The sequence below is a fragment of the Nonomuraea sp. NPDC050202 genome (assembly GCF_040656115.1).
In the GTDB taxonomy this organism is placed as follows: Bacteria; Actinomycetota; Actinomycetes; order Streptosporangiales; family Streptosporangiaceae; genus Nonomuraea.
Window position 1 is genome coordinate 110,460 of the sequence record NZ_JBFALF010000024.1, and the last position, 25,183, is coordinate 135,642.

A 25,183-nucleotide genomic window follows, 5' to 3' on the forward strand; every position below is an offset into this window, starting at 1 on the left:
GATACTGCTTTACTTCACAGGCGACCTGCCCTTTGAGCGATTACGGACAAGTCCCTTGCTTCCTTCCTATCCACCTATCAAGAACTGGATGCATGACCCCTTCAGTTCAAGCACTGCCTTGCAAAGGATGTGACCATGGGCAATGACCATGAGTTTGAGGATAGCAATTTCCCAGGTCCTTGGCTCGATGTGCTAGGAACCGAGGACGAGGCCGATCTCGGACAGGAACACGTGGATGACATGCTTACACGACATGACGCCCTTGTCACACGTCTGAGAAAGATCGGGGACGCCATCCGCTCACTTCACGCGAGACTGACCGTATGGCATGGACGTGGCCCATATGAGGCAGCAGAATGGCAGTGGGTGATTGACTCCTTCTTCCGCCAAGTGTCCACGGTAGACCGACAAGACTTCGAGGAACTCATCCGCGAGACAGTTGAGCTTCACCATCGGGGAACGGAAATTCTCAACCCAGATCGCGGGCCTATGCCAATTCCGTCGCCGTTCGTACGACGCATGCCCGAAAAGCAGGCCCAAATTGAGAGGGAACGCCTCCAGCATCTGGGTCGCCACGTCCTGGCATACCCAGAACATATTCGTTACTGCATGGAACACTTCGGTATGGCCTGGACAGCCCTCATCGATGGCTGCTTGATCTGTGACTGGGACATGATTGAGGACGAGTTTCCCAAGCTGGAGCAACTGAAGGTTGAAGTCGAGCGGGCGTTTAAGATTTGGCAGTCCATATCCTGACCGTCCATCCCCTTCGGAGACAAAAGCGTTTCTCTGCCCAGCAATACAACCTTGACAGCTCCCGAGCTGCAGGAGACAGCGGCTTGGATAAGCTCCCGTGGTTTCATGACGTCCCCAATCAGCGCCCGGCTAATCACTTGGCCGGGGGCGGCGGTGAAAAATGCGTCAAGCGACACGAATCCGGTGTATGGAGCCGGCCATAGCGGTGGGCCATGTGCAGCCGGTGGCGCTCCCCCTCGGACACACCCCGCACGCACATGTGGGGGCTCCGGTCCGATCCGGGCCTCCACATATTGCTTTTCTGGGTAGTACGTGAGCCGCAGACCGAGCTGGGCGTAGAGCTTGGCCTTGTCATCCGGGTCAGCCCTCTCCGATGAGCCGCACCAGATCCCCAACCTCCTCGATTATCGACCTGATCTCGGCGACGGTGATGCGCCGCGGCAGCCGGGACCGCCTTCAGCTCTCCCCTCCAGCCGAGCGCGCTCGTTCTTGGTCTTGTTGATCCAGGAGGAGATCTCGACGGGGTCACCTCCCGCGTCTCGCGTTCGTCCACAACGGTGATTCGTCGGAGGCCCTGGCCGTGGCGGACCGCCTGGAGCGCCGGTCCGATCTTGTTGATGTAGCCGTGGTGGGACCATTGGGACAGCTGGACACGGAAGCTGTTGATGTTCTCGATGCCGAGGAGGGCGGCCAGTTCGCTGCTTCTCCAGGCCCGCCAGGGCTGTGCGGCCAGGAGTTGCAGGACCTTGCCTCGCCGGGCGGGGCTGGACAGGTGCGGGAGCCGTGGTGGGTCATGCCAGCGGCTCGCGGGTGAACGGCCGGCGAGTTCGCGGGTCAGGCAGCGGGTCATCTGGTGCACCGTGGCCCACCAGATCAGGGCTTCGTGATGCTCAGGCTTGCGTTCATAGATCCGCACCAGGCGGCGGTAGCAAACCAGCCAGGCGAAGGTTCGTTCCACCACCCACCTGTGCGGAAGAACCACTAAAAGCGGCTAACAGAATGATCTCAGTTGTGCTTTGATCTCTCGCTGTAGTGGTGGCGAGAGGAGCGGGATGGCGCGGCTGAAGCCCTGGGAGGTCAGTGACGAGTTATGGCAGGTCATCGAACCGTTGCTGCCCCAACGTGAGCGTCGATTCCGGCATCCGGGACGCAAGCGGCTGGATGATCGGCTGGCGTTGCAGGGCATCTTGTTCGTGCTGCACACCGGGATCGCGTGGGAGCACCTGCCGCAGGAGCTTGGCTACGGCTCCGGCATGACCTGCTGGCGACGCCTGGCCGAGTGGAACGCCGCCGGCGTCTGGCAGCGCCTGCACGAGGTGCTGCTGGATCGGCTACGAGCCGCCGATGCCCTCGACTTCTCCCGCGCTGTGGTGGACTCTTCCCACATCAGAGCCCTAAAAGGGGGCCGCAGACGGGCCCGTCGCCGGTCGATCGGGGACGGGCCGGCAGCAAGCACCACCTGATCACTGATGCCACCGGCATACCGCTCGCCGTCATCTTGACCGGCGGCAATCGCAACGATGTGACCCAGCTGCGGCCGCTGCTGGACGCCATCCCGAAGGTGCGCGGCAAGCGCGGCCGGCCCCGTCAGCGCCCCGATGTCGTGCTCGCCGACCGGGGTTACGACCACGACAAGTACCGCGACCTCGTACGCGCGCTGCAGATCCGTCCGCTGATCGCCCGCCGCGGCACTGAACACGGCTCCGGCCTGGGCAAACAGCGCTGGGTGGTCGAGCAGACCTTCGCCTTACTGCACGCCTTTCGCCGCCTGCGCATCCGCTGGGAGGTCCGCGCAGACATCCACCAGGCCTTCCTCAAACTGGCCTGCGCCCTCATCTGCTGGCGCCGCCTCACCTCATTGCGTTAGCAGCTCTAAGCCGCGCAGGTCGTCGCTGCGCCGCACGCGGCGGTGACCATCACGCATACAGCAGCCAGAGGGTCCACCACGACGTGCCGTTTCTGCCCCTTCAGTTTCTTGCCCGCGTCGTATCCGCAGGTCGTCGTGTCGACAGTCTCAGCCGCCTGGACCGTCTGGGAGTCCACGCAGCCGGCCGTCGGCAGCTCACTCCGTCCGGTCAGAACGCGCAGACGACCACGCAGCCGCCCGGCCAGCCGTTCGGGCAGACCACGCCGGGACCAGCGCAGGAAGAACGCATGAATCGCCTCGTGCGGCGGGAGTCGACCGGCAGGGCCCGCCACTCGATCCCGTACCGGGTCACGTAGTTGATCGCGTCCAGCGTCGCGCGCAGGTCATGCACCATCGGCCGGCCTGTCACCGTGACCAGCTCGGCCATCATGCCTCGCGCCTCGGGTTCCAGCACCTGCCATTCGATGTCGGTGAGATCCGACGGGTATGCCGGTATCCGGTCGCGACATGCGCATCCCGGTGAGGCGCAACCGCTGGCGTTCGCGGCTGCTGGCGTGTAGACAGACAACCACAAGCTCCTGGCCGCTGAGCTGCTTAGACAACACCTCAGCTACCGGGAGCCCGCTCCCGTTCACCGGTCAACGGCCCAATGATGACCGCACCCCAACACTCTCCTGACTCGAGCCTCGCCACCAAAGTCCTTCGTCAGCAGGCTCTCAGTGCACACCGCTCGTGGTCGGGGCGATCGCCGCCAGCCCCAGGTGACGGGCCGGTGAGCACAGACTCACCGCAGTAGTCGCCTCTGCACGGCCGGGAGACGGTCATGCGCCAGGTAGCCGACCAAATTGTCTGTTGGGTTCCCGGCGAGCGGCTCCAGTTTCTCCCAGATGCGAAGGGTATCCTCCTCCGGCAGCCGGAGGAGCGGCCGTCGCAGCATGATGCTCCACGCTGCGGGATTGGGAAAGACTGACAGCTCGTCCACCAGTGTGTGAAGCTCCACGCCGGTCCCCCACGCGGCGAGCACCTCCAGCCTGATTTCGCACCCCGTCACGAAGGTCCGTCCTGCGAAGGTGACCGGGTCATTGAGCGGCCCCGGCGTCGTAGTGACCACAGCCCGTCCGACGATCCGACCCCGGTCTCGCGTAGGATTCCGGGAGGCGCCCCGAGTCGTGTAGATCAGCAGCTCATCCCCGGCCCGCAACGCCGCCACTTCCGCTCGCGAGGTGGCGGGAAATGCCATCCGCTGTTCACGTAGAACCCAGGCAATGGCCTGCCGGTCACTCAGAATCAGCAGATAGGAAGCAGCGTCGGTCACAAGCGACACGCTAGCGGAACCTTCGGCGGCGACAGGACATCCACATCCTTCCCGGCGACCATCGGCCAGGCCCGCCGCCTTCTCGGCCGCCCCAGCGATCGTGGTGATCTGCGATAACAGCATCCACCACGCCAAGGCCGTCACCGCCTACCTGGCCGAGCACCCCAGCTGGAGCTGCTGTACGGTGCGTGCTACAGCCCGCACGACAACCCGGTCAAACGCGTCTGGGCGGCCCAGAAGGCGTTCATCGCCAACACCGCGGCCACCTGGAGCGCGGCCAACTCAGACAGATCCACGGCCCTCTTCCGCGCCCGCTCACCCGGCCAACTGCTGACCACAGCGACCCCCTTCTCTGCGGGTGGCCCTGAGCGGTAACGAGTGGTGCGGGCGCTGGTAATTGTAGGCGGCGACGAAACGTCCCAGGAGCGACTGCAGGGCGGCTGGTCCGACTGGGCGCCGATATCCGGCTGATGCGGAACTCAGCCGACACCTGCGTCCCCGTGGCACCTTCGGCGAAACGATCGACCGCCCGCATCCGTACGGGCTACGCTCCGGTGGTTGTGTCGATTGGGTCTTGCCAGTGGATGAGGTGCCTGCGCTCAGGACCAGGGTTGGGGACATACCCGGGATGATCTTGCGCAGCCAAGGCGCTGCATAGACTATTTTCCCAGCTCAACCCGCCCGGGCGGGCCAAGTTGCCCCCACTCTCCTAAAGATGAGCGCACATCCGGTGACGAGCGCAGAAAGGTCATACCTTCTTGACGACGATCGTGTCGGGGACGAGCTTCTCCAGGTCGTCTACGTCCGAGGTGAAGACGGTGACTTGACCCTTCTGCTGTCGTGCGATGACGGCGAGCACGGCGTCGATCGCGTACTTGTGGCCGTGTAGCTTGGCGTCGGCCAGGAGCCGGCGGGCCTCGCGGGCCTGGTCCTTCCCGATGCCGGCAACGTTGAGCCGGGAGAGCACCCAGTCCCAGCGTTGCTCGGTGATCCTGCCGTCGTATGCCTCGACCACCGTCATCGGAGACGTCACCACCTCCGCCTGACCCCGGGCGGCGAGATCGAGCCAGGCGATCATCTTCCGGTCGCCCCGCACAGCGAGGGACAAGGCCTCGCAGTCGAGCACGAAGATCCGCAGCGGGGTCTGCCCGCCCTCACCGCTTCGCTTGCTCACGCAGCCTCTCCTGCGTTGCGCTTTCCACTGGCGCGGCGGCGCTCGTGCTCGGCGTCGAGTTCTTCTAGTTCCTCGGTTGCTGCCACGCGCTCGTCTTCGGTGACCGGGCCGTATTCTTCCTCCAGCCAGTTCACCAGTTCCAGCAATCGGTCCCGGTCACGCTTGAAGCGCAACGCCTCGGCGACGTACGCCGACAGGCCCCGCTCTGCCGCCTCCGCGCGGATCTCGTCGAGAAGTTCCTCGGGGATCGTAACCGTTACCTTCTTAGTCGCCATACTAGAGACCATACTCCAGGTATCAGCCTCCTTACCAGCGCTTCAGTGCGCTTTCGCTGTCCGCCAACCACGATCGCCACTCGGATGCCGAACCCTGCAGCGCGGGGAGACGCAGCCTGTCGTCGGTTCCCCTGGATAGGCACCGCTACCTCTCTAGGCACCATGTGGTGCGGTCCGATGGGCTTCCGCGCTCGTACGGCTGGCGCCGAAGCGTGGACCTGGCTCCGCTCGTTCCGCGGCTGGACGCGTTGACACCCGACGAGAACACCTGGTCCATCCGCCTCCGGCGCCCGCTGCTTGAGATCAGCACATCGGACGCGACCCGGCTCACGCATGAACTCGAAGGTATAGCCCGCGAACCCGCTGCGGTAATCCCGGGATTACCTGTCCTCCGTCCGCCCGGCACGGCAGGCATCTCACCCTTGATCGGACCGTGAGGTATTCCTGGCCCCTGCGAGGGTCGAGTATCGGCCCTCTGGCGAGGTTGATCAAAAAAATGCACAATTGCCTCCGTGAAGGCGTACGTCGGGATAACTGACGAAAGCTGGTACCGGTTCCTCTTCGCGCGCCCGACCCTCACAGAGGTCAACTTCTGGCGTCCCTCCAGCGGTCGCGAATTCCGTGCGCTCGACCATGGCGAACCGTTCTTCTTCAAGACCCACCACCCGCACAACCGCGTGGTCGGTGGCGGCTTCTTCAGCGGCTTCGCGCCACTTCGTGTCTCAGAGGCATGGGAGTTCTTCGGGGAGGGCAACGGCGCTGCGAGCCTGGTCGAGTTACGCCACCAGGTCGGACGGTACCGCAGCCGGCCAATGACCCCCGGGGAGGACCCGGTCATCGGGTGCGTCATCATCCGCGACGTCTTCTTCTTCCAGGAGGACCGCATCGCCGGGCCGCCGCCGGACTTCGCGCCCAATATCGTGCAGGGCAAGAGCTACGATCTGGCCGTCCACCCGGCCGCCGCCTACTTCCATGATCTGCTGCACAGGATCGGAATCGGTGGGGACGTCGACTTGTCCGAGCCGTGGCATCGCGACGGACCCGTCTACGGCGATCCTCGGCTGGCCCCGCGCAGGCTCGGCCAGCAGGCCTTTCAGGCCGTGGTCCTGCATGCGTACGAACGCCGATGCGCGATCACTGGCGACCGGATCCGGCCGGTCCTGCAGGCAGCCCACATCCGCCCGGTCGCGGCGGGCGGCGAACATCGCCTGGACAACGGACTACTCGTCCGGTCGGACGTGCACACGCTGTTCGATCGCGGCTACCTGGCGATCGATCCCAAGCACCGACTGCTGGTCAGCCCGAGACTGCGCGAGGAGTTCGGGAACGGTGAGGATTTCTACCGCCGGGCCGGACAGGAAATCAACGTTCCGGACCGACCTCGGGACCGGCCGAATCGCGAGGCTCTCGAGTGGCACCTCGATGAGGTGTTCCTAAGTACGTAGGCCGAACGCACGGTATGTGAACACTCGGAGTGGATGAACCCACGGCGGAACGTGGCCCACCAGCAAGAAGCGGTGCTGACTCCGGACTCGTGCGCTGACTTGTCCGACTTAGCCGCACCCTTGAGGACGAGTTCTACCCTACAAGTGCGCGCAGCGCCGGCAAGTTGACCGAGCTGCGATGCGAACGCATCGGCTTCCGCGCACGATAAGAAACTGCAGGTCGAGTTATGGCGAAGCCTCCCGGTCAAACACGAGCCGCCGCCTGTGATCTGTACGGCGGGCAGGTCCGCCCACTTCCGTTGAACCTGAGCGACAGCGCTTAGCAGGGACGTACAGCGGGCTTTTGTCAGTGGACCGGTTTATGGTCAGAGCGGACATCGGAGTAGAAATGGATGATCTCCTCGCGGCGTGCAGTAGTCAGCTGAGCACATGGGCGTCTGCGTTCGCCCGTGAGCGGCGGCTGCCCGACCAGTCACTGCGGCTCCGGCCGCCTCTGCTCGTGGACGAGGCCAACGGGCTGGCCCTGGCTCGTGGCGCTGGCCTGGTGGAGATACAGCCCGATGGAGTATTCCGGCTCGCAGGCGCCGCGCGGAACAAGGGGCCCTACAACCTGTTCTCGCGAGGCCCGGCCCCCTTACTCAATCGCGAATACTTGGTACAGATCGCGGCGTTCGCCGAGCTGGTGATCGAGCACCGCTGGCCAGCGCGGCAGGTGGCATTCGAGTACGACGCACTGGATCTGGCAACCCTTGACGACAGTGGACGGCCAGTGGTGGTGGCCGAGGCCAAGCGCAACACCGCGTCGCTGGACCTCATGCTCGCCGAAATGCGTGCCACAACGGCGCGCCAGGTCGCGGCACCGGCGAACACGACACAGCGGAAGATCGCCGCGCTGTCGAGGCTTGGCGCCACGGTGTTCTGGGCAGTGGCACCCGGCGTACGACGCGCCTTCAATATCGAGATCGACCAGGACGGTGTGCCGCAACTCATTCCTCGCGAGGCGCCATTGGCAGGGCCACGCACGGACCTGGACTGCCCGGTGTGTGGATCCGAGGAGGACGTGCGAGGTAGACGACTGCCTGATGGACGCATCCGGCTGGTGTGCACCACCTGTGACCATCGCTGGTCGCGGACACCCCGAAATCCCTGCAGACGGTGCGGATCTGCGGATGTCGAAATCGGCACCTACCAGGGCTGGGCCTACGACGATCCCGACGCCGCTGCTGACGACACATCGGCACCATGGCACTACGTCGACTGGGACGTCTACCGTTGCCAAGGATGCCACCACGTCTGGCAAGCAGGCCGCCGTGCCGACTGAGGGTGGGCGGGCCGACTGGGCCAAGCTCACCGCATTCCTGTCCGCCCAATCCGAAGATGAGGTGACCCTCTCCTGGAGCGAGCTGGGCAGGATCGTCGGTACGATTCCGGCCTCGGCGATCCGCCACTATCCGCAGTGGTGGCACGGGGACCGTTCCCACACCCGTGCTTGGCGTGCCGCCGGCTACACCCTCGTACGGGTGGAGCCAGGACGAGCGATCATCTTTTGCCGCAGCAGCCCGATCCGGCCGTCCATCCTCACGGTGCCACGACACTCAGCGACGCCGACCGCGCCCACGCCCACCCGCAGCATGCGGATTTTGCAACAGATCATGCCCCGTGACGCGTTACTCGTGATCCCCTGTTCGAAACGCAAGCGTGATGGCGGCGAGGCTTGGACCGGACGTGCGCCCCAGTGGCCGTCTGCACTTCTTTCAGCCCGTGAACGCAATCGGGAGGCGGCCAGCGTGGAGGAACGCTACGTGCTCCCCGCCTGGCGCCGCTACTCCGGGGAGTTCTACACGGCCGCCCAGGATGCTCTCACCAGTGCCGTAACCGAGAAGGCGCCGCTTGTCATCCTCAGTGGCGGTTATGGCCTGCTGCGCGCCGACGAACCGATCGGCACGTACGACAAGATCATGCATTTGGCGGATTGGCCGCGGGGCCTGCTGGAAGACCTCTTGATCGCGGAGTGCCGACACGCTGGCGTGCCGACCGTCGTGGCCTTTGCTGCGGCCAGCACCGACTATGCGCGGCTGCTACGACGCGTGAACTGGCAACGCGCCGGCCTTACCGGACTCTTGGTCACCGTCACCGGCATGGCCCAAGGCGGGATCGCCATGCGAGAGACGCCACGTCGGCTCGGCCACGCATTCGCCTGCTTTTGGATGCGGAGTCCCGCCCAGCACTATCCAGCGAGCATCACCGTGGAGCACCTGACATGAACCACGTCGCGGCCCAACGCCAACAAGACACCGACCGGTTCTACTCCCTCCTCGACGCGCTTGCTGAGCAGATCGGCGGGGCACGCCGCCTCTTCAACTGTTCTGCGACCAGCGGCTGGCCACAGTGCGGCGTGTATTTCTTCTTCGAAGACGGCGAGACCCGCACCGACGGAAAACGGCCCCGCGTCGTGCGGGTGGGCACCCACGCGCTGACCGCAACCTCACGCACCAGCCTGTGGACCAGACTCGCTCAACACCGTGGCCCCATCAACGGAACAAATCCACGAGGCGGCAACCAACGCGGCTCGATATTCCGCCGCCATGTCGGCACCGCGCTCCTCGCCACCGGCCACTGGCCCTCCGAGATAGCGCAATCTTGGCCGAAGAACCACGTGACCTCCCAGCAACGACAAGCCGAACGCCCCCTCGAGCTCGCCGTCACCGCCCAGATCGCCGCCATGCCGCTGCTCTGGCTCGACGTACCGGACCGAGAACAACGCAGCACCATCGAAGCGAACGCCATCGCACTTCTATCTCAGCGCACCGGAACGGTCGATCCACCCTCCCCTGTCTGGCTCGGCCTGCACGCCGCCAACCCCAAAGTACGCAGTTCCGGACTATGGAACAGCAACCACGTAGACGACCGCTACGACCCATCCTTCCTCGACGACATTGCCCTCTGCATGAAATCGCATCTGAGGTGATCACCTCTGGGGGTGCGCCGCTTCGACGACGCGATCACAGCATTCGAGCAAGCCATAGCCCTCTCCAAGTCAATGGAGGACAATCACATCCGCGACATTGCGCAAGCTAACCTCGAGGACGTCCTGCGCCAGAGGGCTGCTTCGTAGGCATTGCCGCCGGAGGACGGTGCCCACGCGCTCGTGCGGGACATGCGCGGGATGATCAGGCAACGTGTAAGGACCGCACGAGGCGTCCCTGCAGGTCAGAGTGGGTGAGCATGCAGTTTAGTTCACGCTCTCCTAAGACGACGTCTCATTTGGTGAGTCGGCGGTAGCAAATGAGGGCTGCGGCAATTGCGACGAAGGACGCGAAGTGGTTAGCTCGGCGTTCGTAGCGACGATGTAAGCGGCGGCAGCCGGCTAGCCCGGAGACGGTGCGCTCCACCACCCACCGGTGGCTGGGCTTGATCCGGACGAGGACACTCCGTATCCGCTCGGCTGGCAGACCGAGCTTTACTGGCCAGCACGCGATCGCCACTACGCGATAACAGACCACGCCGCGACCCGCGGATCACACCATAGGCGAAAACTCCGCCATTAGTTGGCGTAAAATTACACAGCGGTAGGTGAAAGCTCCATCCCTCGGAGGCCCTGCGGACTTCGCGTGTGCGCGTGCATCTCGTCTAGGAGACAAGTGGACTCGTTCGATCTCGCCCGTCTCACGGACGTCGATTTCGAGGTCCTGTGCCAGGACCTGTTCGGGTCCAAGCTGGGAGTTCGGCTGGAGAAGTTTGGTCCCGGACCCGACGCGGGCGTCGACCTGCGCTACGAGAGCGCGCCAGGTAGCGCGGAAATCGTCATTCAGTGCAAGCATCGCATGGCGTCGAGTTCCTCGGACCTCATCAGACACATGGAGAAGTCCGAGCTAGTCAAGATTCGCGCCCTTAGACCCAAGCGGTACATTCTCGCGACCACGGTGCGCTTGTCGAAGATGGCCAAGGACAAACTTGCCGTCCTGCTCCATCCCTACGCCCATGGCCCGGGTGACATTTACGGGCTGGACGAGATCGTGGCCGAGTTGCGTAACGACCCTGCTCTCGTGGAAAGGAACTTCCGGCTCTGGCTCAGCGGCACGAACGTCCTGCGGTCCCTGCTCAACCGTGACGCGCTGCAACGCTCCTCGCGCCTGATCGAGGACGCTGTGGAGTCGGCGAGAACCTACGCCATCAACGACAGCCTGACTCGGGCCTTGTCGATCCTGAACGATCGCCACGTATGTCTGATCTCAGGGATTCCAGGGATCGGCAAGACAACGCTCGCACTCATGCTGGTGACGATTCACCTGCAGGCCGGTTTCTCCGTCTTCGAGATATCCCGTGACGTGGACGAGATCGACGCGGTCTGGGATGACGACGAACACCAGCTTTTCTACTATGACGACTTTCTCGGCCAGACCACGTTGCGTGAGCCTCTGAGCAAGAACGAGGACGTCCGGCTGCTGAAGATGCTGCACCGAGTACGCCGGTCCGAGAATAAACGGTTCGTGCTCACAACCCGGGAATATCTGCTGGAGCAGGCTCGGCTCACCTACGCGCGCCTGCATCAGGAGGACTTCAGCCCATGGCAGTGCGTCCTGTCTGTGGACAGCTATCCACTTGAGGTCCAGGAGAGCATCCTGCACAACCATCTGTACTTCTCGGGGCTCGCCGCGAGCGATCGGCACGCATTCCGCCAAGGAAAGGCGTACCACCGCATCGTTGGGCACCGTAACTTCAATCCGCGGATGGTCCAGCAGAGTCTGGCCGTGTCGGCGTCACAGGACGAGGACGGATCGGTTGCGGCCCACCGGATGATTAGAGCACTGAGCCACCCTGAGACGTTGTGGGAACACATCATCCATAACCAGGTAGATCCGACCTGCGCCCACATCCTGTCTGTGCTGCTCGTGCTGGAACAGCCCGTGGTGCAGATAGAGCTCGAGAACGCGGTGCAGGTGTTCGTGGAGGCTCTCGGAGAACATTGGGACTATCAGGCATTCAGGAAATCGCTCAAGGTTCTCCAGGGCACCATGGTGAGGCCCGTTCCGCCTGAGCACACTCCGTACTCGGCGCTCATCGAATTTCATAACCCGTCCATCCGGGACTACATGAGATCCTTCGTCAAGGAGGACTACAGGATCGTGCGCGCTCTCCTCCTGAGCGCCCGGCACTTCGAACAGGTGCAGGCGATATATCACCTCCAGGACACGCGGTACGTCACCCCCCGGCCTGACTTTCTCACCGCTCATGTGGAGGAACTCGCGGCAGCCTGTATCCGTACCTTCGAGCGGCCCGCGACCACGTTCTCCCGGCTCCTCGACGATCTCCTCGAAGAGGAGGAACTGGTCATACGTGCCGTTCAGGCGCTGCAGATGGCCCATTACTACGAACTGGAGCAGGCGGCGAACGCGGTCGCCGACCGTGTGCTACGACTCGGGTTGCTCGACCTCTCTGACTGGGAACTCTCCTCGGTGGAATCGCTCTGCGACTACATCTCGATCGGGCTGATGTTCCACTACGCGGACATGGATGTGCCCAAGGTGCACACATCCGTGGACAAGCTCCGCAAGCAGCTCGATGACTGGCTGTACGACAGCAGCACCCACTGGTACGGCGCCCACCACGCGCAGCAGCTAATCGATACGTACGACCTATACGGCCACGTGCGGAAAAGGACACGCAAGCGCATCAAACGCACCCTGAAGGCGACCGTCGAGCAGTGGATCGCGCAGATGCTGGGGCCAGGAGAGCCAGCGGGCGTCGACGCCGAATGGGAGGACATCGTCGACTATGTCGAACGAAACCCCAAGCGGGTCCGGAGGTTCGAAGGCTACAGCGCGGCCAAACAACGGGCACGGGAACTTGGCCTCATAGAAAATGAGGACGTGACAGCCACCGCTGACGATTCCGTGCGAACGGATCACGGCGCCAGGTACTCCACCGCCTCATCCAACAGCGGAACTTCCGACGACAGAGGACCCGCGCCAGACAGTCGATAACTCTGCTGCTTGATCACGTACGGTAAACTTGTGACGGCCAAATCACAGATCTCTGGCCGCAGTGCAGCCGGCCGTAGTCCAGGTGGCGAGCGGGCTACGCATCATCGGTCGAAGGCGACGGCCTGGTGAACTGGAGCGCCTTCTGCATTCGCTCACGTAGATCTGCGCAGGATGGCGGACCGTAGTAGTCCGCCGTTCGGGGACATGCGCGGGATGATCAAGCGGCTCATATACGTCCGTCACCGCGTTTCAGCAGGTCATTCCATATAGATTGGTGTCTCCACCCGCGCTCTCCTAAAGCGGGTGCCGCAGGTTCGAATCCTGCCGGGGGCACTCACCTAGATCGGCATTTCAGGCCCCTGACCTGCGGTTTCACAGCCGCAGGTCTTTTGTTTTGTGTCCTTGGTAGGCAGCAGGCGGTGCCCGCATGCAACCGTAAGACCATGATCAGGGGACATGCACGGGATGATCTTGATAGCGTTTCCGCAGCTCAGACCCCGATTATCCGCCATCCCGGCCTCCGGCACCCGCTACGGCCACCCGGACATTAGACGAACGCCACTGGCGATCGCACCAAAGAAGCGCGTCCCCCACCGCGTCACTCCACGTCCCCCGGGCAACTCTCCGGCCCATGCTCAGGCTGCTGCCACACGAACGCCAGGCCTGTTAGCGCTTGCGGCCACAACGACTGCTGACTTGCAACTGGTCCAGCAGCGCGCATTCGCCCCGCGCTGGCCCGGCAGACGAACGTGCGCGCCTCTTCGATCACCACCAGTACCGGCGGGCACGGCCGGCACTGCTTGCCGATGGGTTCATCACGGAGCACCGCGATCACCCGATCGGCCATCGCCTGCAGCAGGAAGACAGGTGGCGATGCATCCAGAGAACCGGACATCAGTACCTATAAGACGACCGGCCAACCTTCTTCAGGCATATCCACTAGCAGCAACGATCTTCGAGCTGCAAAACTCCGTACGTGAAGGCATATGTCGGAGTCACCGACGGCGACTGGTATCGATTCATGTCGGCGCGCCCGACCATGACGGAGGCCAACTTCTGGCGTCCCTCGGGCAGCACGAACTTCCGCGCACTGCATCCCGGCGAGCCGTTCTTCTTCAAGACCCACCATCCGGGCAGGAACCCGGTCAACGGCTTCCCGTACAACCAGGTAGTCGGCGGTGGCATCTTCGAAACCTTCCAGCCATTTTCCCTGTCCGAGGCATGGGAGACCTTCGGCGAGGCCAACGGCGCCGACCATCAGGAGCAGATGAGGGAGAGGATCAGCAAGTATCGTCAAAGTCCCATAGAAGCAGGTGAGGACCCAATCATCGGCTGCGTCCTGCTCCGGGACACTCGATTCTTCGAGCTTCCAGCGGGCCCACCCCCTGACTTCGCCCCCAACATCGTTCAGGGCAAGGGCTACGACATGGCCACCCCTCCTTACACCGACTACTTCACCGACCTCATGACCCGCCTGCTCGGAAACGACACCACCGACGTGTCACAACCATGGCGGCTCGAAGGCCCCGTCTTTGGGGACCCCCGCTTGACCCCCCGCCGTCTTGGCCAGCGAGCCTTCAAAGCTGTGGTCCTCAACGCCTATGAGGGACGCTGCGCCATCACCGGCTCGACCATCCGACCAGTACTACAAGCAGCCCACATCCGACCAGTGACACGCGGAGGCGAACACCGACTGGACAACGGCATCCTGCTGCGTTCGGACATGCACATCCTGTTCGATCACGGATATCTCGCGATCGGTACGGACTACCGGCTACTTGTGAGCCCGCGCTTACGCGAAGAGTTCGGCGACGGCGACGATCTCTACCGACATGCAGGAAGTATGGTCACCATGCCTTCCAACGTATCCAACCGCCCCAGCCGAGCTTTCCTGGAATGGCATTTGAACGAGGTGTTCCTCACAACGTAGAGGCACGCCCGAACTGTCGCATACGGGTACAGCGTGGTGCAACGGCGCCCGGGTTGTCGAGTATGGCGTCGTTGAGCAGACCCCGGCCGAATGCCGTGGGCCAAAACGGTCCATCACCCGATCGGCCACGAGCTTGACCCTGAGTGCTGGCAGCAGCGATGCCGTCACAAGGCCAGCAGATCAGCCTTTCGCCCACGTACAGGTGCCACTGAAATTGATGTAGGCGTCGGATTCCATGAGGGTCACAAAGCCCTGTCCCCGCAGGTTGTCGTTGGCGATAATGCTGCCGATTCCCCCAGTCGCATCTCTGAGCCGAGAATAGCAGCAACGTCCACCGCCAGCCGTACGATACGTACCTGGTTCGATTTCGCTTCCCACCTTGTACATTCCCTCGCCGTATCCCGCCGTGGAACGTTCCGGCGTTGGTTGCGACGAAGGCTCTGGCGCAAGCGCCTGCGAAGCCTCCGGCGGCAGCACAGACTCTGCCTGGCTGGACTGGGGTTGAGTCAGGGCCGTTGCGTTCTCGATTGGTGAGACTGCTGCACCCCTGCGCCCGGCGGGCAAGTAGGGCGCCCAGGTGCGGAGATGACAAACGCGACCCCTCATGATCGTCGGTGTCCAGCCAGTCGATCAAGAACAGGGGCCGCGTTCGCGTGCCATCATCCCCGATCGACACCCCGGTGCATGCCGGTCGCGCCCCGGGACCCAGGGGCGTTCACGCACGCGCGCAAGGTCTACGACGACCACGCCGTCGAGGTGCAGCAGGGTTCGACGTTGCTGTGCGTCGCCTGTCTGAACTGGTACGCCCACGGCGGCTACCGCTGACCGACAGGCGCGGGGCGGCCGCCACCCGGCTCCCTCTTACCTGAGGGTGATGGTGCCGGTGGCCGCAGCGCGGTCGGAGTGTGCCAGATGCTCGCGGGGCGGTGGGGGTGAGCCGCGCCTGGTCGGAGAAGGCGTGTGCTCGCCGCCGCGGGCGGCGGCGAGCACACCGCCTCTACACAAGCTCACCAACTAATAGATTTGGATTGATGTGATCTGATGGAGCGGCGGATTGTAGACGTAAGCTACCCACTTGTAGTCGATCTGGCCCCATTCCACGATGCCTCCGATCTGGCGCTGGAACGAAAAGCGGACTCTGTTGTTTCCGGTCGATATGAATTTCACGCCATAGATGGCCACCTGCGCGATTCCGCCGTTTGCGAAGCAAAGTCGGCCGTCGTTTTGGATCTCGAGGAATTCGGACCTTTCGAGGGGGGGACACGGCACCCCGTTAATGGCGTATGCCGGGGTTGCGGTCGTCACCATGATGGCCAGTGCAGCCGTCGCTGCAGCCAAAGTGCCGCGGAGCGATGATTTCATAGCCTCTTCTCTCGGGGCTTTCGCCGGTTGCGTCATGGCTATGATGTGCATGTTCGGTGCGGCTCTGACAGTCCATTGCGGTGTCCACTTTTCATCTGCTTCCCGGTGTTCTGCGTGCTGACCACGGGGTTTGGTCGCCAGGTCCGAAGCAGGGCCGAAGCGTTCTCATGTGGTGAGACCGAGTAGCTGAAGGCTGTCGGCAGGGTGGCTGCGGTAGTGGTCGGTGGCGGCGGTGCTGTTGGTCCAGCCGATGAGGCGGGTCAGGCCGATGGCCAGGTTGCGCAGGCCGGCCAGGATCCGGGGCAGCGCCGGTGCGGACCTTGCAGGCGTCTTCGCGGTAGGTGACGTCGCGGATGTGGTGCAGGGCCTCGATGCTCCAGTGCCCGCGGATCAGCGTGGCGAGCCGGGCGTGGGTGATGCGGCCCGGTGGCAGGCTGGTGACGGCGTGGATCGTGACGATGGTGGTCTTGCCGGTCTCGAGGTCGGTGCGGTGGCGTTTGACCTGGATGGCCTGGGCGGCGCGGGGAAAGGGCAGGCGGAGGCGGGTGGTGCAGATCTTTATGCGGCGGATCTCGCGGCGGCCGCGTGCGGTCTCGTCGGTGCGGTCGTTGAGGATCGCTTCGCGCCAGGGCAGCGCCTTGAGCCTGCGGTGGAGCGTGGACTGGTTGGCCTTGACGATGAACAGGTAGTGGCCGCCGGCGGAGACGATCTGCCGGGCGTGCACGGCCTGGGTGTCGTGCACGCCCGGCGGCCAGCAGGTGAGTGACACTGTCGCCGGTACGGCTGCCACGCAGAGTCTTGCCGTCCACAGCCAGGCCGAGCAGGGGTGATTTGGCCGCGGTGATCGTCTGGGGGGCGTTTCCGGCGAGTGGCCGGTAGTGATCGCGCGAGGTAGGCGCAGGTCGCAGCGTCGAAGGCGTCGCCGTCCAGGCGGGCCAGCAGCCGCCCGAGGGTGCCGGCGGCCAGCCGGGTGGTGGCCGGAAGTCCGAGCTGGGTGCGCAGGCCGGGGTCGTATCCGGTGATGAACCGGGTGATCTTCGCCATGGATGTCGCTCCGCCGAGGACGGCGAGCAGGGATAACGCGAGCAGCGGGCCGAGCCGGTACCAACGTCCTCGGCGGTGGCGTGGGTCGGGTACGGCATCCAGCACCTCGGCCAGGGTGGGCAGGTCGGAGGCGGGGTCGGTGAGGGTGACGTGCTCCAAGTGGCAGGAGAGCACGTCGATCGGGGATGATGGCACCGAACGCGGCCCCTGTTCTTGATCGACTGGCTAGGGTAGTGGGCCCAGCTTCGTCACACCGTGAGCATGCTCCTCACTTGTACAGGGTGCGGCGCCGTGGCGACCGCGAGGGTGGTGCGGGTGGCGCTTCCCGGCCACGCCAGCGTCCGTACAGGACCCGTCCTCGTAGACGTCAGACCGTGGAGTGACCACATCGCGGCCTTCGGAGGTCTGCGCTGAGGCCTTCACGACCGTTGACTTCGGCGTCACTACACGAGCCGGGTGGTCGGGAGCGCGAGGACCTCATCGACCGACACCGGCTCCATACCTGAAGAGGTGCATCGGGGCCGGCTGAAGGGCACTGTCGATAATGCTTACTGATCATTTATGGATCGTCTCGCGCATTGTCCTGACATCACAGCCCGCTAACTGCCTCCTCAGTGTGAAGTCACCCGCCTAGTCAAGCATGACGTCCGTGACGACCTCCGCGAGGCTGTCCTCCGCACGAGGCCGCAGCCAAGTGGAACGAGGTCGCCAATCTGCTCGACCAGCTTGCTACCGCATAGCGCCTCCTCGGAACCAAAAGATCAGTTAAGGTTACTGCTCCTTGGCAAGGGACCACGGAGCCCCTTCCTCACTCGCACCTGCAGTTTGATGCTTACGTCACGAGAATGAGGTGGAGCGGCAGATGCACCGGGCCTCCGAGAAGCAGCGGCAGACGGAGATCCTGCGCTTCTGGCGGACCATCGAGTACTTCAGCCCGCCGCGGGTGGACCGGGTCGACTCTAGAAAACACGTCTACGCGGCAGGACCGCACCGCCCTCTGCCATGGGAGGCAAAGAGCGCTCTACCGGCCCCGAGGCAGAACTTCGTCTGGCGGCACACCGTCTACCTCGGCGTTTATGAGATGACGAAGGTCAGGGACCTACTGCAGAACGTGTTTCGTGCACCTGAAGACGAACAGGACTTCGACGGTCGTATCGGTGGGCAGAGCGCCATCGTCAGCTTCACGGTGGACGAGACGGGCCAGTTGCTCAAGGAGAGCCCGGCACTGTCGTCCTGCGCATGGGCAGTGAGCAGAACACTCACCGTCGGCCCGCATTCCGCCGACTGGCTGGAGGGCTTCGATCAGGCTGAACGGCAGATTCTTGGAGTCTTGCTGGAAGTCGGGGACGACCGCGTTCAGACCGAACCGATCGACAATCCAGCGGCCGACGACCCGTTCCGCCGGGTCTTCGGCACGGCTGTCCGCCTGGCGCTGGACACGGTGGGGTCGGTGGCGGTCCAGAGCCTATCGGCAGCGGTCAAGGCAGGCGGCGGACCAGTCGCGGGAACGCTCGCCTCCACAGCGGTCGAGAAGGTCGGCGATCACATCACGTCGGCAGCGGTGAACGCGATCGCCGGTCGTCTTGCGGGCGATGATGGCAGTGCGGACGGCGACCCATCGGAAAGCGAGCCCTCCGCGAACGTCCTACCGGCCGGAGTCGGGGCTCGGCCGCTGACGCTGAGCGATCTCGTCGCGATGACGCGTTGGCTGGCGGAGGAGCTACAACTGCTCGACGCGCTGGAGCCGGTGAATATTCGCGTCAAGAGCTACCAGGTATCCCTCAAGCGCGCCGACGACGCCCAAGGAGACGAGTTTCTCAACAGCTTTTATGCCGATGACCTGCAACGGATCAGTTCCGAGATCAAGTCCGGACGAATCAGTATCCCGCTGGCCGAGTACCTTCGCGATGACGGTTCCATTGCCACTGATCGGCGAATCGACCTCCGCCGGGAGCCGCATGAGGTGCTGAACGCGATCTCTCCGTTCAGAGCCCCGGCAGGCCGGTGGCCCGGCCCGACGGCGCAACCGCTCGCTCTCAGCCAGCAGTTCGCGATCAACCAGATCTGGCAGGAACTGGGCCACCCGCAGGGTCGGGGTATCTATGCGGTGAACGGGCCTCCAGGTACGGGCAAGACAACGATGCTACGTGACCTGATCGCGGCCATCGTCGTCGCACGGGCTGAAGAACTGGCCAAACTTAAGAATCCCGGCGACGCGTTCATGAGGACCTCGAAGACCTGGCAGACCGAGGACGCGTCCGGCAACAAGCGCAGACGTGAGCTCCGGCCCCTGGTTGCTTCTCTCGAAGGGTTCGAGATCGTCGTCGCGTCGTCCAACAACGGCGCCGTGGAGAACATCACCCTGGAAGTACCCGGCATCAAGGCTATCGCTCAAGACGAATTCTCCAACGCGAACTATCTGGCGGGCCCGGCAACGCTTCTCACCGAGAATCCTTGTTGGGGTGCCATCGCGGCCAGGCTTGGACGTCGAAGCTTTCGATCGGAGTTTGTTGATCGATTCTGGTGGGGTTCATCACGCGGACGGCCGGCCGCGAAGGGCTCCACGGAGGAGGCTCAGCGTGGTGACGTGAAGGGGCTCCGCGATCTACTCACCGCTCAGGACACCATCTTGCCGAACGAGAAGGGCTCTCCGGAGCCTTCTCCCTTGGGCGACATGAGCTGGCGGGAGGCCGTCACGCGTTTCAACCGGGCGCGGTCGGAGGTGCGGAGGTTGACCACGGCGCGTGAATCGGTAGCCGCGATTCACCGCCGGGCGGCCGGTCCCGATGCGCATCTTCAAGCTCTCGAGCGTACGGCTCAAAATGCCGCGGAGCAGCTCCATACGCTGGAGGCGGAACTTTACGACCAGCGGCACGAGTTGGCACGCCATGCCGACGGGTGCCGGCGGCAGGAGCAGGCCGTTCAAGAGGCTCGTGCCGCCGCCGACTCGGCCGGTGCCCAGCTCGAACATGCGAATCGAGCAGTGGGTATCGCTGAGTCGTTCCTCCATCAGCATGACCGCAACCGCCCGGGGTTCTTCCGCCGGATGATGTCGCGTACGGCGACTCAATCATGGGAGAGAGAGCGTATCCCTTATATGGCGGCGCTCGCCGACGCAGACACGCGGGCTCGGGCCGCCGATGCCGCCTACTGGGCAAGGACCGGTGAATTGCGGACGGCCCAGAGCCGGCTCCAGGCCATTGCCGCTGAGCTGCGAACGCGTCAGCTGCTCACCGACGGCATTCACCAGAAGATCGACAGGATCACCGCCTCTCTCGCGTCCACCGAGAAGGACCGGGCTCAGCGGCAAGCCGAACTTGCCAAAGAGGACCTCATGCTCCGTGAGGCTCGCGAACGATGGAAGAACGCGGTGCCCGGCGATGAATGGACCGCGTCGGCCGATGACCGGGAGGCGATGCGGACACGCGAAAGGTCCGCGCCCTGGATGGATCCTGAGCTCGCAGCAGCTCGCTCACGGCTTTTCCTGGCGGCGCTCGATCTTCACCGGGCCGTGCTCGCTTCGGAGCCCGCGCTCGTCAGGCGCAGCCTCGACGCGGTTATGGACGTGGTGAGAGGGGCCTGTCCGGCCGATCTTGATCCACCGATCGTACTGGCGGCTTGGCGGCTGCTGTTCTTCGTCGTCCCGGTCGTGTCCACGACGTTTGCCTCGATAGCGCGGATGTTCAAAGGCATCGAACACGAGTCTCTTGGCTGGCTCTTCATCGACGAGGCGGGACAAGCCTCCCCGCAGGAGGCGGTTGGCGCATTGTGGCGGGCCCGCCGCGCGATTGTCGTAGGCGACCCTCTCCAACTCGAACCAGTGGTGACACTCCCCTGGACTGCGCAAAAGCGGCTATGTCGTCACTTCGGTGTCGACTCCGGGTGGGCACCGTCGGGGGCGTCGGTGCAGACCGTCGCCGACCGCCTCAACAGGTTCGGCACCTGGCTCCCCGCGGCAGACGGATCAGGCCCGACGTGGGTCGGGTCACCGTTGCGTGTACATCGCCGCTGCGACCGGCTGATGTTCGAGATCAGCAACCGAATCGCCTACGACAACATGATGGTCTTCGGCGTCGACCGCACGACCAGCTTTGCCATTGTCGAGCGTCACGTATGGATCGATGTCGGATCGTCCGGGAGCGACTCCAAATGGAATCCTCTCGAAGGCAAGTACGCCCTCGCCACCATCAATACCGTACGAGAGCGAACTATCCAGGCGATGCAGGAGGAAGTGACAAAAAGTCGTGAGGCACCCGCATGGGCCAAGAACGAGAGAAACTGGGTCGCGGAGGTCAAGCGGCGAGTAGCCGAACGTGTTTTCGTAGTGAGCCCCTTTCGTGACGTGGTGCGTGGACTGAACGACATCATCGGGGTACGGCTCCCACCCGAGTCGAAGCGAGTGGGAACCGTACACACCACGCAGGGTAAAGAAGCCGACGTCGTCATCCTTGTGCTGGGCGCTGGAGGACCACAGCGCGGCACCCGTGATTGGGCGGCCAAGTCCCCGAATCTCCTCAATGTCGCGGTCACTCGTGCCCGGCGCCGACTGGTGGTCATCGGAGACTATAAGGAGTGGTCGAAGCACCGATTCTTCTCTACGCTCACCGAATTCACCGAGAGCGGAGAACTATCTGTCGTGACCGCCCTGCAGGACTGGAAGCTGGGTAAGGATCCGAGCACCGTCGACTGGAACCGTCTGGCGTAATACCTTCGGCGCCCTGCGACAACTCAATCATTCGGATCGTGCAAGGCGGCCGAGATATTCCTCGTTCGTGGATCTTGCTGTTCGCCCCATCCCTTCCCCTCGGCAGAGATTCCTTCCAGAGCATGGAGGGATTGGCAGCAGCAGATCCGCCCGCCGGTGGTTCACCCGATCGTCATGTTCGTCAGGCGAAGATGGCGTTCACGGCCTTGCTCACCTCCGCGAGAGGGACTTTCTCACGTTGACGTTCGAAGGCGATCCACTGCTTGCCCTCCGCGGCGACCCCCTCCAGGACGTGCAGGGCATTCCAAATCCCCGCCGTGCCGAGGGTTACCTGTGACGCGCCTTGCGGATCCTTGTCCTCAGTCTCGGTGACATCTGTGGGCGGATCGGTCACCTTCACTTTGATCGGGTCGCCGTTGGTCAGTGTCAGCTCGAAGACGTTCTCCCCGGTGTCGGTCTCGGCCACCTGGACAGAGGTGAACGCGTCGTAGCGGTAGTTGGTGCGCGCCCGGATGGGGAAGGTCGCCTTCTGGAAGTCGAGGCGCATGGTCAATTGCCGCACACCGTCCTTGGTGAGCAGGAAGAGCAGGATCTTGTACTTCGAATAGCGCCATGGCCCGTTCTCGACGCGCGCCCTGTCGTAGAAGGGTGTGGCGGGCGCCTCGATGAAGGCGTGGGCGAGAACATCCTCCCGCTTCAGCCTGTAGAGAGTCATCGCCTGCTCCATCAGTGCCTTGCGGTCACACTCCAGCCAGCGGGCCATCTCTAGATCGTCCGGTCTGTCGGCGAGTTTGCGCTTCCACCGGTCGAAAGCCGCCTGACGGCCGGCCAGCATGCCCTTCCTCTCGGCCTTGTCGGCGAAGTGCCTCTTGTACTCCGCGGCGATGCCCAGCCACAGACGCGCCGCGAACCACACCGAAGCCACGGCGACAAGCGCGGTCGGCAACACGACGAACGGCCTGACGTGCGCGCCGCTCCAGATCAGGAAGGCGCCAGCCCCGGCCGCCGCCATCGCGGCGAGCACGCACATCGCTTTCAGGAGCAGGCGGACGCGCAACTCCTTGCGGTAGTCCCACAGCTTGCCCGCTTGCCAGCGCCGCGCGACGTCGGCGACCAGGTATCGGGTGAGCCAGGCGACACGCTTGGCGTTGACCGTGCTCTCCCGGTAGAGGGTGACGACCTCGTCACGCAAGGCCCGGCGGACACCTGCCGTCTCCGAGAGCCAGCCGGTCCTGTCCGCGTCGGGCGGGGTGTACAGCGCGAAATAGTGGCTGAACTGCCGGTCGATCTTCCTCGCGAAGCCGTCACCGCGCGTGGTGATGGCCGGCCTGTGCAGATACTCGCGGTCCTTCGCCTGGCGTCGCCCCTTCTTCCACCGCCACTCCACACCGCTGCGCACGCTCACGTAGCAGCCGGCCGCGAGAGTCAGCAGGGCGGACAGCGCCACCGTCTCGTTGTGCTGCCAGGCCGCGGCGCCGACAAAGCCGACGGTCACCAAGGCCAGCGCGGTGGTCGCCGTGACCGCGGTCCAGGCGCCGGGCCCGACGAGGACGGGGTCCGCCGGCCGTACCCGTGCGCCGATGGGCTCCGGTTGGAAGAACTTCCAGGCCCGACCCAGCCGGTTCAGCGCGTAACGGTCGTCCTTGGCCGCCTCGAAAGCGCGCGCCCAGAGAGCGTCCTCGGCAGAACTGTCCAGGAACATCTCCATGTGCTGGAGGAGGTCATTACGCTGCTCGTCGGTCAGCTTCTGGAACTCCTGCTCCACTCCGGCAGCCCGGCTCTCCTGCGGCCGGGACGTCAGGAGGTGGTCGACCAGCTTGATCGCGTCGGCCCAGGCGTCGTCGTCCTTGACGGCACCGCGTACGCAACGCAACATGTCGATCTCGTTCGGCGACAGCTGCTGCAAGGTCCGTCCGCTGAGCAGGGCCAGCAGCAGGTAGAAGCAGGAGCGGCCGTTGACGAAGTTGCGCACGACCACCGCCTCGCGGAGGTGCTCGCGTGCCTCCGGAGCCATTCCCGCGCGAAGACAGTTCAGCCCCGCCTGGAAGATCTCCTCGACCGAACGGGTAGCCGCGACCTGATAGATATTGACCGGCCCGTGGATGGCCTCCGCCTGGACGGCGACGTTCGCCGAGTCTTGGGCGACGTTGGTCGGGCCAGAGGAGGAATCGTTCACAGGACGCTCCGAATGACCGCGATCACGGCCGACACGTGCGCGGCCAGCTCCGCCACGTCCGCCAGGAGCCCGCGGAGTCTCTTGAGCGCGACCATCGCCTTGCTCCTGCCCGCCTCGGTGCTCTCCGCCAGCGACTCGGCGGCGACAACGATCTCCTCCTGCGCCGCGGTGAAGGTGTCCTCGTCCACCTCCTGAGCCTTGCGCGCCCGGGCAAGCCGGTCGCGCAGCTCGGCGAGCTGGCTGATCGGGTCGGCCGCTTGGCTCTGAGGAGGGTGTCCGACGGTGACGTTGCCGTGGATGCGACCCGCCTGCACGCCCACTCGGGCGTTGTCGCGGGCGACGTTCTTCACGTTGTCAGACATGTTGCTCGCCTCTTTCGCCTTGATCGAGGGACGGTTGTCGTGCTCCACGGCCAGTTCCTGGGCGAGGGCCACGGCGAAGGCGGCGGCGTTGGCCACCGCCTTCGGCTGCCAGTTCAGACCGTCGGTCTCAATCTTGGTGCCGTCCGCGCGGTCGCTGATACCGCGCACCACGGCCATGGGCAGTGCTCTGTTGTGGTGGGCGGCCTGCGCTACGCCGGCGGCCTCCATCTCGATCGCGAGCGCGTCGTTGTAGGTGTGGCGCACCCATTGAGCGTGGGCGGAGATCGTGGAGTCCTGGACCACCTCGCCGGCCGCGATCGGGCCGAAACGCACTTCGGGGGCAGCCGCTCCCGCAGGCAGGTGACGTGCCCAGGCCCCGGTGCGGTAGAGGTGGCGGGCGATCTGGTCGGTCTCGTGATCGATCTCCCAGACCCGCGGACGAGCTTTGAGGCCGTCGTCCTCGCTGGTGCCGCCGTGGTAGGCGTAGACGTGCGTGGCCACCACCACGTCGCCTAGGCCGACACCGGGCCACAGCGCCCCGGCGACCCCCACGAACAGCAGCGCCGACGGCGAGAACTCGGCGATCGCGCGTTCGGTGATCACCGCGGACGGATGGTTGCCTTTGCCGACCAGGCCCAGAGCCACCTGGCGCCCGTCGCCTGCGAGGCGGCCGACCTCAAAGCGAGTACCGGCGGTGTGACGGTGTACGCGCGGGTCGCTCAGGTGCCTGCGGACGGCCTGATACTCCAGATCCAGCGCGGTGAGGATCACGATCATGACCATCGACC

19 protein-coding genes and 7 pseudogenes are annotated in these 25,183 nt (G+C 64.3%); 13 read left to right on the forward strand and 13 right to left on the reverse strand.

The features are described from left to right. Window positions 1-135: 135 nt before the first annotated feature. Complete coding sequence (locus AB0I79_RS43045) at window positions 136-756, forward strand: hypothetical protein (RefSeq protein ID WP_357886099.1); 621 nt, start codon at window positions 136-138, stop codon at window positions 754-756. A gap of 871 nt (window positions 757-1,627) precedes the next feature. On the opposite strand, the pseudogene AB0I79_RS43050 reads toward AB0I79_RS43045, so the two are convergent. Further along, window positions 1,628-1,735 (reverse strand): annotated as a pseudogene (locus AB0I79_RS43050) (transposase); the annotation flags it as partial. Between the two features lie 73 nt (window positions 1,736-1,808). On the opposite strand from AB0I79_RS43050, the pseudogene AB0I79_RS43055 reads away from it, so the two are divergent. The 3 pseudogenes from AB0I79_RS43055 to AB0I79_RS43065 all read left to right on the forward strand — a co-directional run. Then, window positions 1,809-2,009: pseudogene (locus AB0I79_RS43055) on the forward strand (transposase); the annotation flags it as partial. 67 nt (window positions 2,010-2,076) lie between these two features. After that, window positions 2,077-2,154 (forward strand): annotated as a pseudogene (locus AB0I79_RS43060) (hypothetical protein); the annotation flags it as partial. A gap of 46 nt (window positions 2,155-2,200) precedes the next feature. After that, a pseudogene (locus AB0I79_RS43065) lies at window positions 2,201-2,623 on the forward strand (IS5 family transposase); the annotation flags it as partial. A 5-nt stretch (window positions 2,624-2,628) separates the two neighbouring features. Here the strand turns inward: AB0I79_RS43065 and AB0I79_RS43070 are convergent. The 3 genes from AB0I79_RS43070 to AB0I79_RS43080 all read right to left on the reverse strand — a co-directional run bounded on the left by AB0I79_RS43070 (window position 2,629) and on the right by AB0I79_RS43080 (window position 3,938). Beyond that, a complete protein-coding gene (locus AB0I79_RS43070; protein ID WP_357886214.1) occupies window positions 2,629-2,916 on the reverse strand; it encodes a transposase in 288 nt (95 codons plus the stop codon). Continuing rightward, entirely contained in the window at window positions 2,832-3,197 is a 366-nt protein-coding gene (locus AB0I79_RS43075; RefSeq protein ID WP_357886101.1) for a transposase, read from the reverse strand. Before AB0I79_RS43075 ends, AB0I79_RS43070 begins: the two co-directional genes overlap by 85 nt. 210 nt (window positions 3,198-3,407) lie before the next feature. Beyond that, window positions 3,408-3,938: a hypothetical protein gene (locus AB0I79_RS43080; protein WP_357886103.1), complete on the reverse strand. Its 531-nt coding sequence runs from the start codon at window positions 3,936-3,938 to the stop codon at window positions 3,408-3,410. Window positions 3,939-4,011: 73 nt separating this feature from the next. Between AB0I79_RS43080 and AB0I79_RS43085 the strand changes: the two are divergent. Beyond that, window positions 4,012-4,313 (forward strand): annotated as a pseudogene (locus AB0I79_RS43085) (IS630 family transposase); the annotation flags it as partial. A 373-nt stretch (window positions 4,314-4,686) separates the two neighbouring features. Here AB0I79_RS43085 and AB0I79_RS43090 read toward each other — a convergent pair. Then, entirely contained in the window at window positions 4,687-5,112 is a 426-nt protein-coding gene (locus AB0I79_RS43090) for a hypothetical protein (RefSeq protein WP_357886105.1), read from the reverse strand. Next, entirely contained in the window at window positions 5,109-5,387 is a 279-nt protein-coding gene (locus AB0I79_RS43095) for a CopG family transcriptional regulator (RefSeq protein WP_357886107.1), read from the reverse strand. The genes AB0I79_RS43090 and AB0I79_RS43095 overlap by 4 nt, the downstream gene beginning before the upstream one ends. A 512-nt stretch (window positions 5,388-5,899) precedes the next feature. Between AB0I79_RS43095 and AB0I79_RS43100 the strand changes: the two genes are divergently transcribed. The 4 genes from AB0I79_RS43100 to AB0I79_RS43115 all read left to right on the forward strand — a co-directional run bounded on the left by AB0I79_RS43100 (window position 5,900) and on the right by AB0I79_RS43115 (window position 9,800). Continuing rightward, a complete protein-coding gene (locus AB0I79_RS43100; protein WP_357886108.1) occupies window positions 5,900-6,832 on the forward strand; it encodes an HNH endonuclease in 933 nt (310 codons plus the stop codon). Between the two features lie 388 nt (window positions 6,833-7,220). After that, the gene (locus AB0I79_RS43105) at window positions 7,221-8,153 is read left to right on the forward strand and encodes a hypothetical protein (protein ID WP_357886110.1); all 933 of its coding nucleotides are present in this window, start codon (window positions 7,221-7,223) and stop codon (window positions 8,151-8,153) included. Then, window positions 8,143-9,096, forward strand: a complete 954-nt coding sequence (locus tag AB0I79_RS43110; RefSeq protein ID WP_357886112.1) for a hypothetical protein — start codon at window positions 8,143-8,145, stop codon at window positions 9,094-9,096. The genes AB0I79_RS43105 and AB0I79_RS43110 overlap by 11 nt, the downstream gene beginning before the upstream one ends. After that, window positions 9,093-9,800, forward strand: a complete 708-nt coding sequence (locus tag AB0I79_RS43115; RefSeq protein ID WP_357886114.1) for a hypothetical protein — start codon at window positions 9,093-9,095, stop codon at window positions 9,798-9,800. Before AB0I79_RS43110 ends, AB0I79_RS43115 begins: the two co-directional genes overlap by 4 nt. A gap of 292 nt (window positions 9,801-10,092) precedes the next feature. On the opposite strand, the pseudogene AB0I79_RS43120 reads toward AB0I79_RS43115, so the two are convergent. Next, window positions 10,093-10,236: pseudogene (locus AB0I79_RS43120) on the reverse strand (IS5/IS1182 family transposase); the annotation flags it as partial. A gap of 237 nt (window positions 10,237-10,473) precedes the next feature. Here AB0I79_RS43120 and AB0I79_RS43125 point away from each other — a divergent pair. Further along, window positions 10,474-12,816 (forward strand): restriction endonuclease, encoded by a 2,343-nt coding sequence (locus AB0I79_RS43125; RefSeq protein ID WP_357886116.1) that lies wholly within the window; start codon window positions 10,474-10,476, stop codon window positions 12,814-12,816. A gap of 598 nt (window positions 12,817-13,414) precedes the next feature. On the opposite strand, the gene AB0I79_RS43130 is transcribed toward AB0I79_RS43125, so the two are convergent. Next, on the reverse strand, window positions 13,415-13,711 hold the full coding sequence (locus AB0I79_RS43130; RefSeq protein ID WP_357886118.1) for a hypothetical protein: 297 nt from the start codon (window positions 13,709-13,711) through the stop codon (window positions 13,415-13,417). Window positions 13,712-13,792: 81 nt separating this feature from the next. Here AB0I79_RS43130 and AB0I79_RS43135 point away from each other — a divergent pair, with 81 nt between their 5' ends. Both AB0I79_RS43135 and AB0I79_RS43140 read left to right on the forward strand, forming a co-directional pair. Beyond that, window positions 13,793-14,746 carry an HNH endonuclease gene (locus AB0I79_RS43135; protein ID WP_357886120.1) on the forward strand — a complete coding sequence of 318 codons (954 nt, stop codon included), beginning with the start codon at window positions 13,793-13,795 and terminating at the stop codon, window positions 14,744-14,746. Window positions 14,747-15,430: 684 nt separating this feature from the next. Beyond that, a complete protein-coding gene (locus AB0I79_RS43140; protein WP_357886122.1) occupies window positions 15,431-15,571 on the forward strand; it encodes a hypothetical protein in 141 nt (46 codons plus the stop codon). A 189-nt stretch (window positions 15,572-15,760) separates the two neighbouring features. Here the strand turns inward: AB0I79_RS43140 and AB0I79_RS43145 are convergent, their stop codons facing one another. From AB0I79_RS43145 to AB0I79_RS43155, 3 genes and pseudogenes are all read right to left on the reverse strand, one after another. Further along, window positions 15,761-16,108, reverse strand: a complete 348-nt coding sequence (locus tag AB0I79_RS43145) for a beta/gamma crystallin domain-containing protein (protein ID WP_357886124.1) — start codon at window positions 16,106-16,108, stop codon at window positions 15,761-15,763. A 91-nt stretch (window positions 16,109-16,199) separates the two neighbouring features. Further along, complete coding sequence (locus AB0I79_RS43150) at window positions 16,200-16,832, reverse strand: ISAs1 family transposase (protein WP_357886216.1); 633 nt, start codon at window positions 16,830-16,832, stop codon at window positions 16,200-16,202. 182 nt (window positions 16,833-17,014) lie between these two features. Then, window positions 17,015-17,347: pseudogene (locus tag AB0I79_RS43155) on the reverse strand (transposase family protein); the annotation flags it as partial. Between the two features lie 655 nt (window positions 17,348-18,002). On the opposite strand from AB0I79_RS43155, the gene AB0I79_RS43160 reads away from it, so the two are divergent. Next, entirely contained in the window at window positions 18,003-21,857 is a 3,855-nt protein-coding gene (locus AB0I79_RS43160) for an AAA domain-containing protein (protein WP_357886126.1), read from the forward strand. Window positions 21,858-22,038: 181 nt separating this feature from the next. Here the strand turns inward: AB0I79_RS43160 and AB0I79_RS43165 are convergent, their stop codons facing one another. Together AB0I79_RS43165 and AB0I79_RS43170 are read right to left on the reverse strand one after the other, a co-directional pair. Then, window positions 22,039-24,033 carry a hypothetical protein gene (locus AB0I79_RS43165; protein WP_357886128.1) on the reverse strand — a complete coding sequence of 665 codons (1,995 nt, stop codon included), beginning with the start codon at window positions 24,031-24,033 and terminating at the stop codon, window positions 22,039-22,041. After that, complete coding sequence (locus AB0I79_RS43170) at window positions 24,030-25,178, reverse strand: 5'-methylthioadenosine/S-adenosylhomocysteine nucleosidase (protein ID WP_357886130.1); 1,149 nt, start codon at window positions 25,176-25,178, stop codon at window positions 24,030-24,032. The genes AB0I79_RS43165 and AB0I79_RS43170 overlap by 4 nt, the downstream gene beginning before the upstream one ends. Between the last annotated feature and the right edge of the window lie 5 nt (window positions 25,179-25,183).

Excerpts from the sequence above, each read along its gene's own strand:
- AB0I79_RS43045 (WP_357886099.1), top strand. The coding sequence starts at position 136 with ATGGGCAATGACCATGAGTTTGAGGATAGCAATTTCCCAGGTCCTTGG.
- AB0I79_RS43095 (WP_357886107.1), bottom strand. The coding sequence starts at position 5,387 with ATGGCGACTAAGAAGGTAACGGTTACGATCCCCGAGGAACTTCTCGAC.
- AB0I79_RS43105 (WP_357886110.1), top strand. The coding sequence starts at position 7,221 with ATGGATGATCTCCTCGCGGCGTGCAGTAGTCAGCTGAGCACATGGGCG.
- AB0I79_RS43115 (WP_357886114.1), top strand. The coding sequence starts at position 9,093 with ATGAACCACGTCGCGGCCCAACGCCAACAAGACACCGACCGGTTCTAC.
- AB0I79_RS43130 (WP_357886118.1), bottom strand. The coding sequence starts at position 13,711 with ATGTCCGGTTCTCTGGATGCATCGCCACCTGTCTTCCTGCTGCAGGCG.
- AB0I79_RS43140 (WP_357886122.1), top strand. The coding sequence starts at position 15,431 with ATGCCGGTCGCGCCCCGGGACCCAGGGGCGTTCACGCACGCGCGCAAG.
- AB0I79_RS43145 (WP_357886124.1), bottom strand. The coding sequence starts at position 16,108 with ATGAAATCATCGCTCCGCGGCACTTTGGCTGCAGCGACGGCTGCACTG.
- AB0I79_RS43170 (WP_357886130.1), bottom strand. The coding sequence starts at position 25,178 with ATGGTCATGATCGTGATCCTCACCGCGCTGGATCTGGAGTATCAGGCC.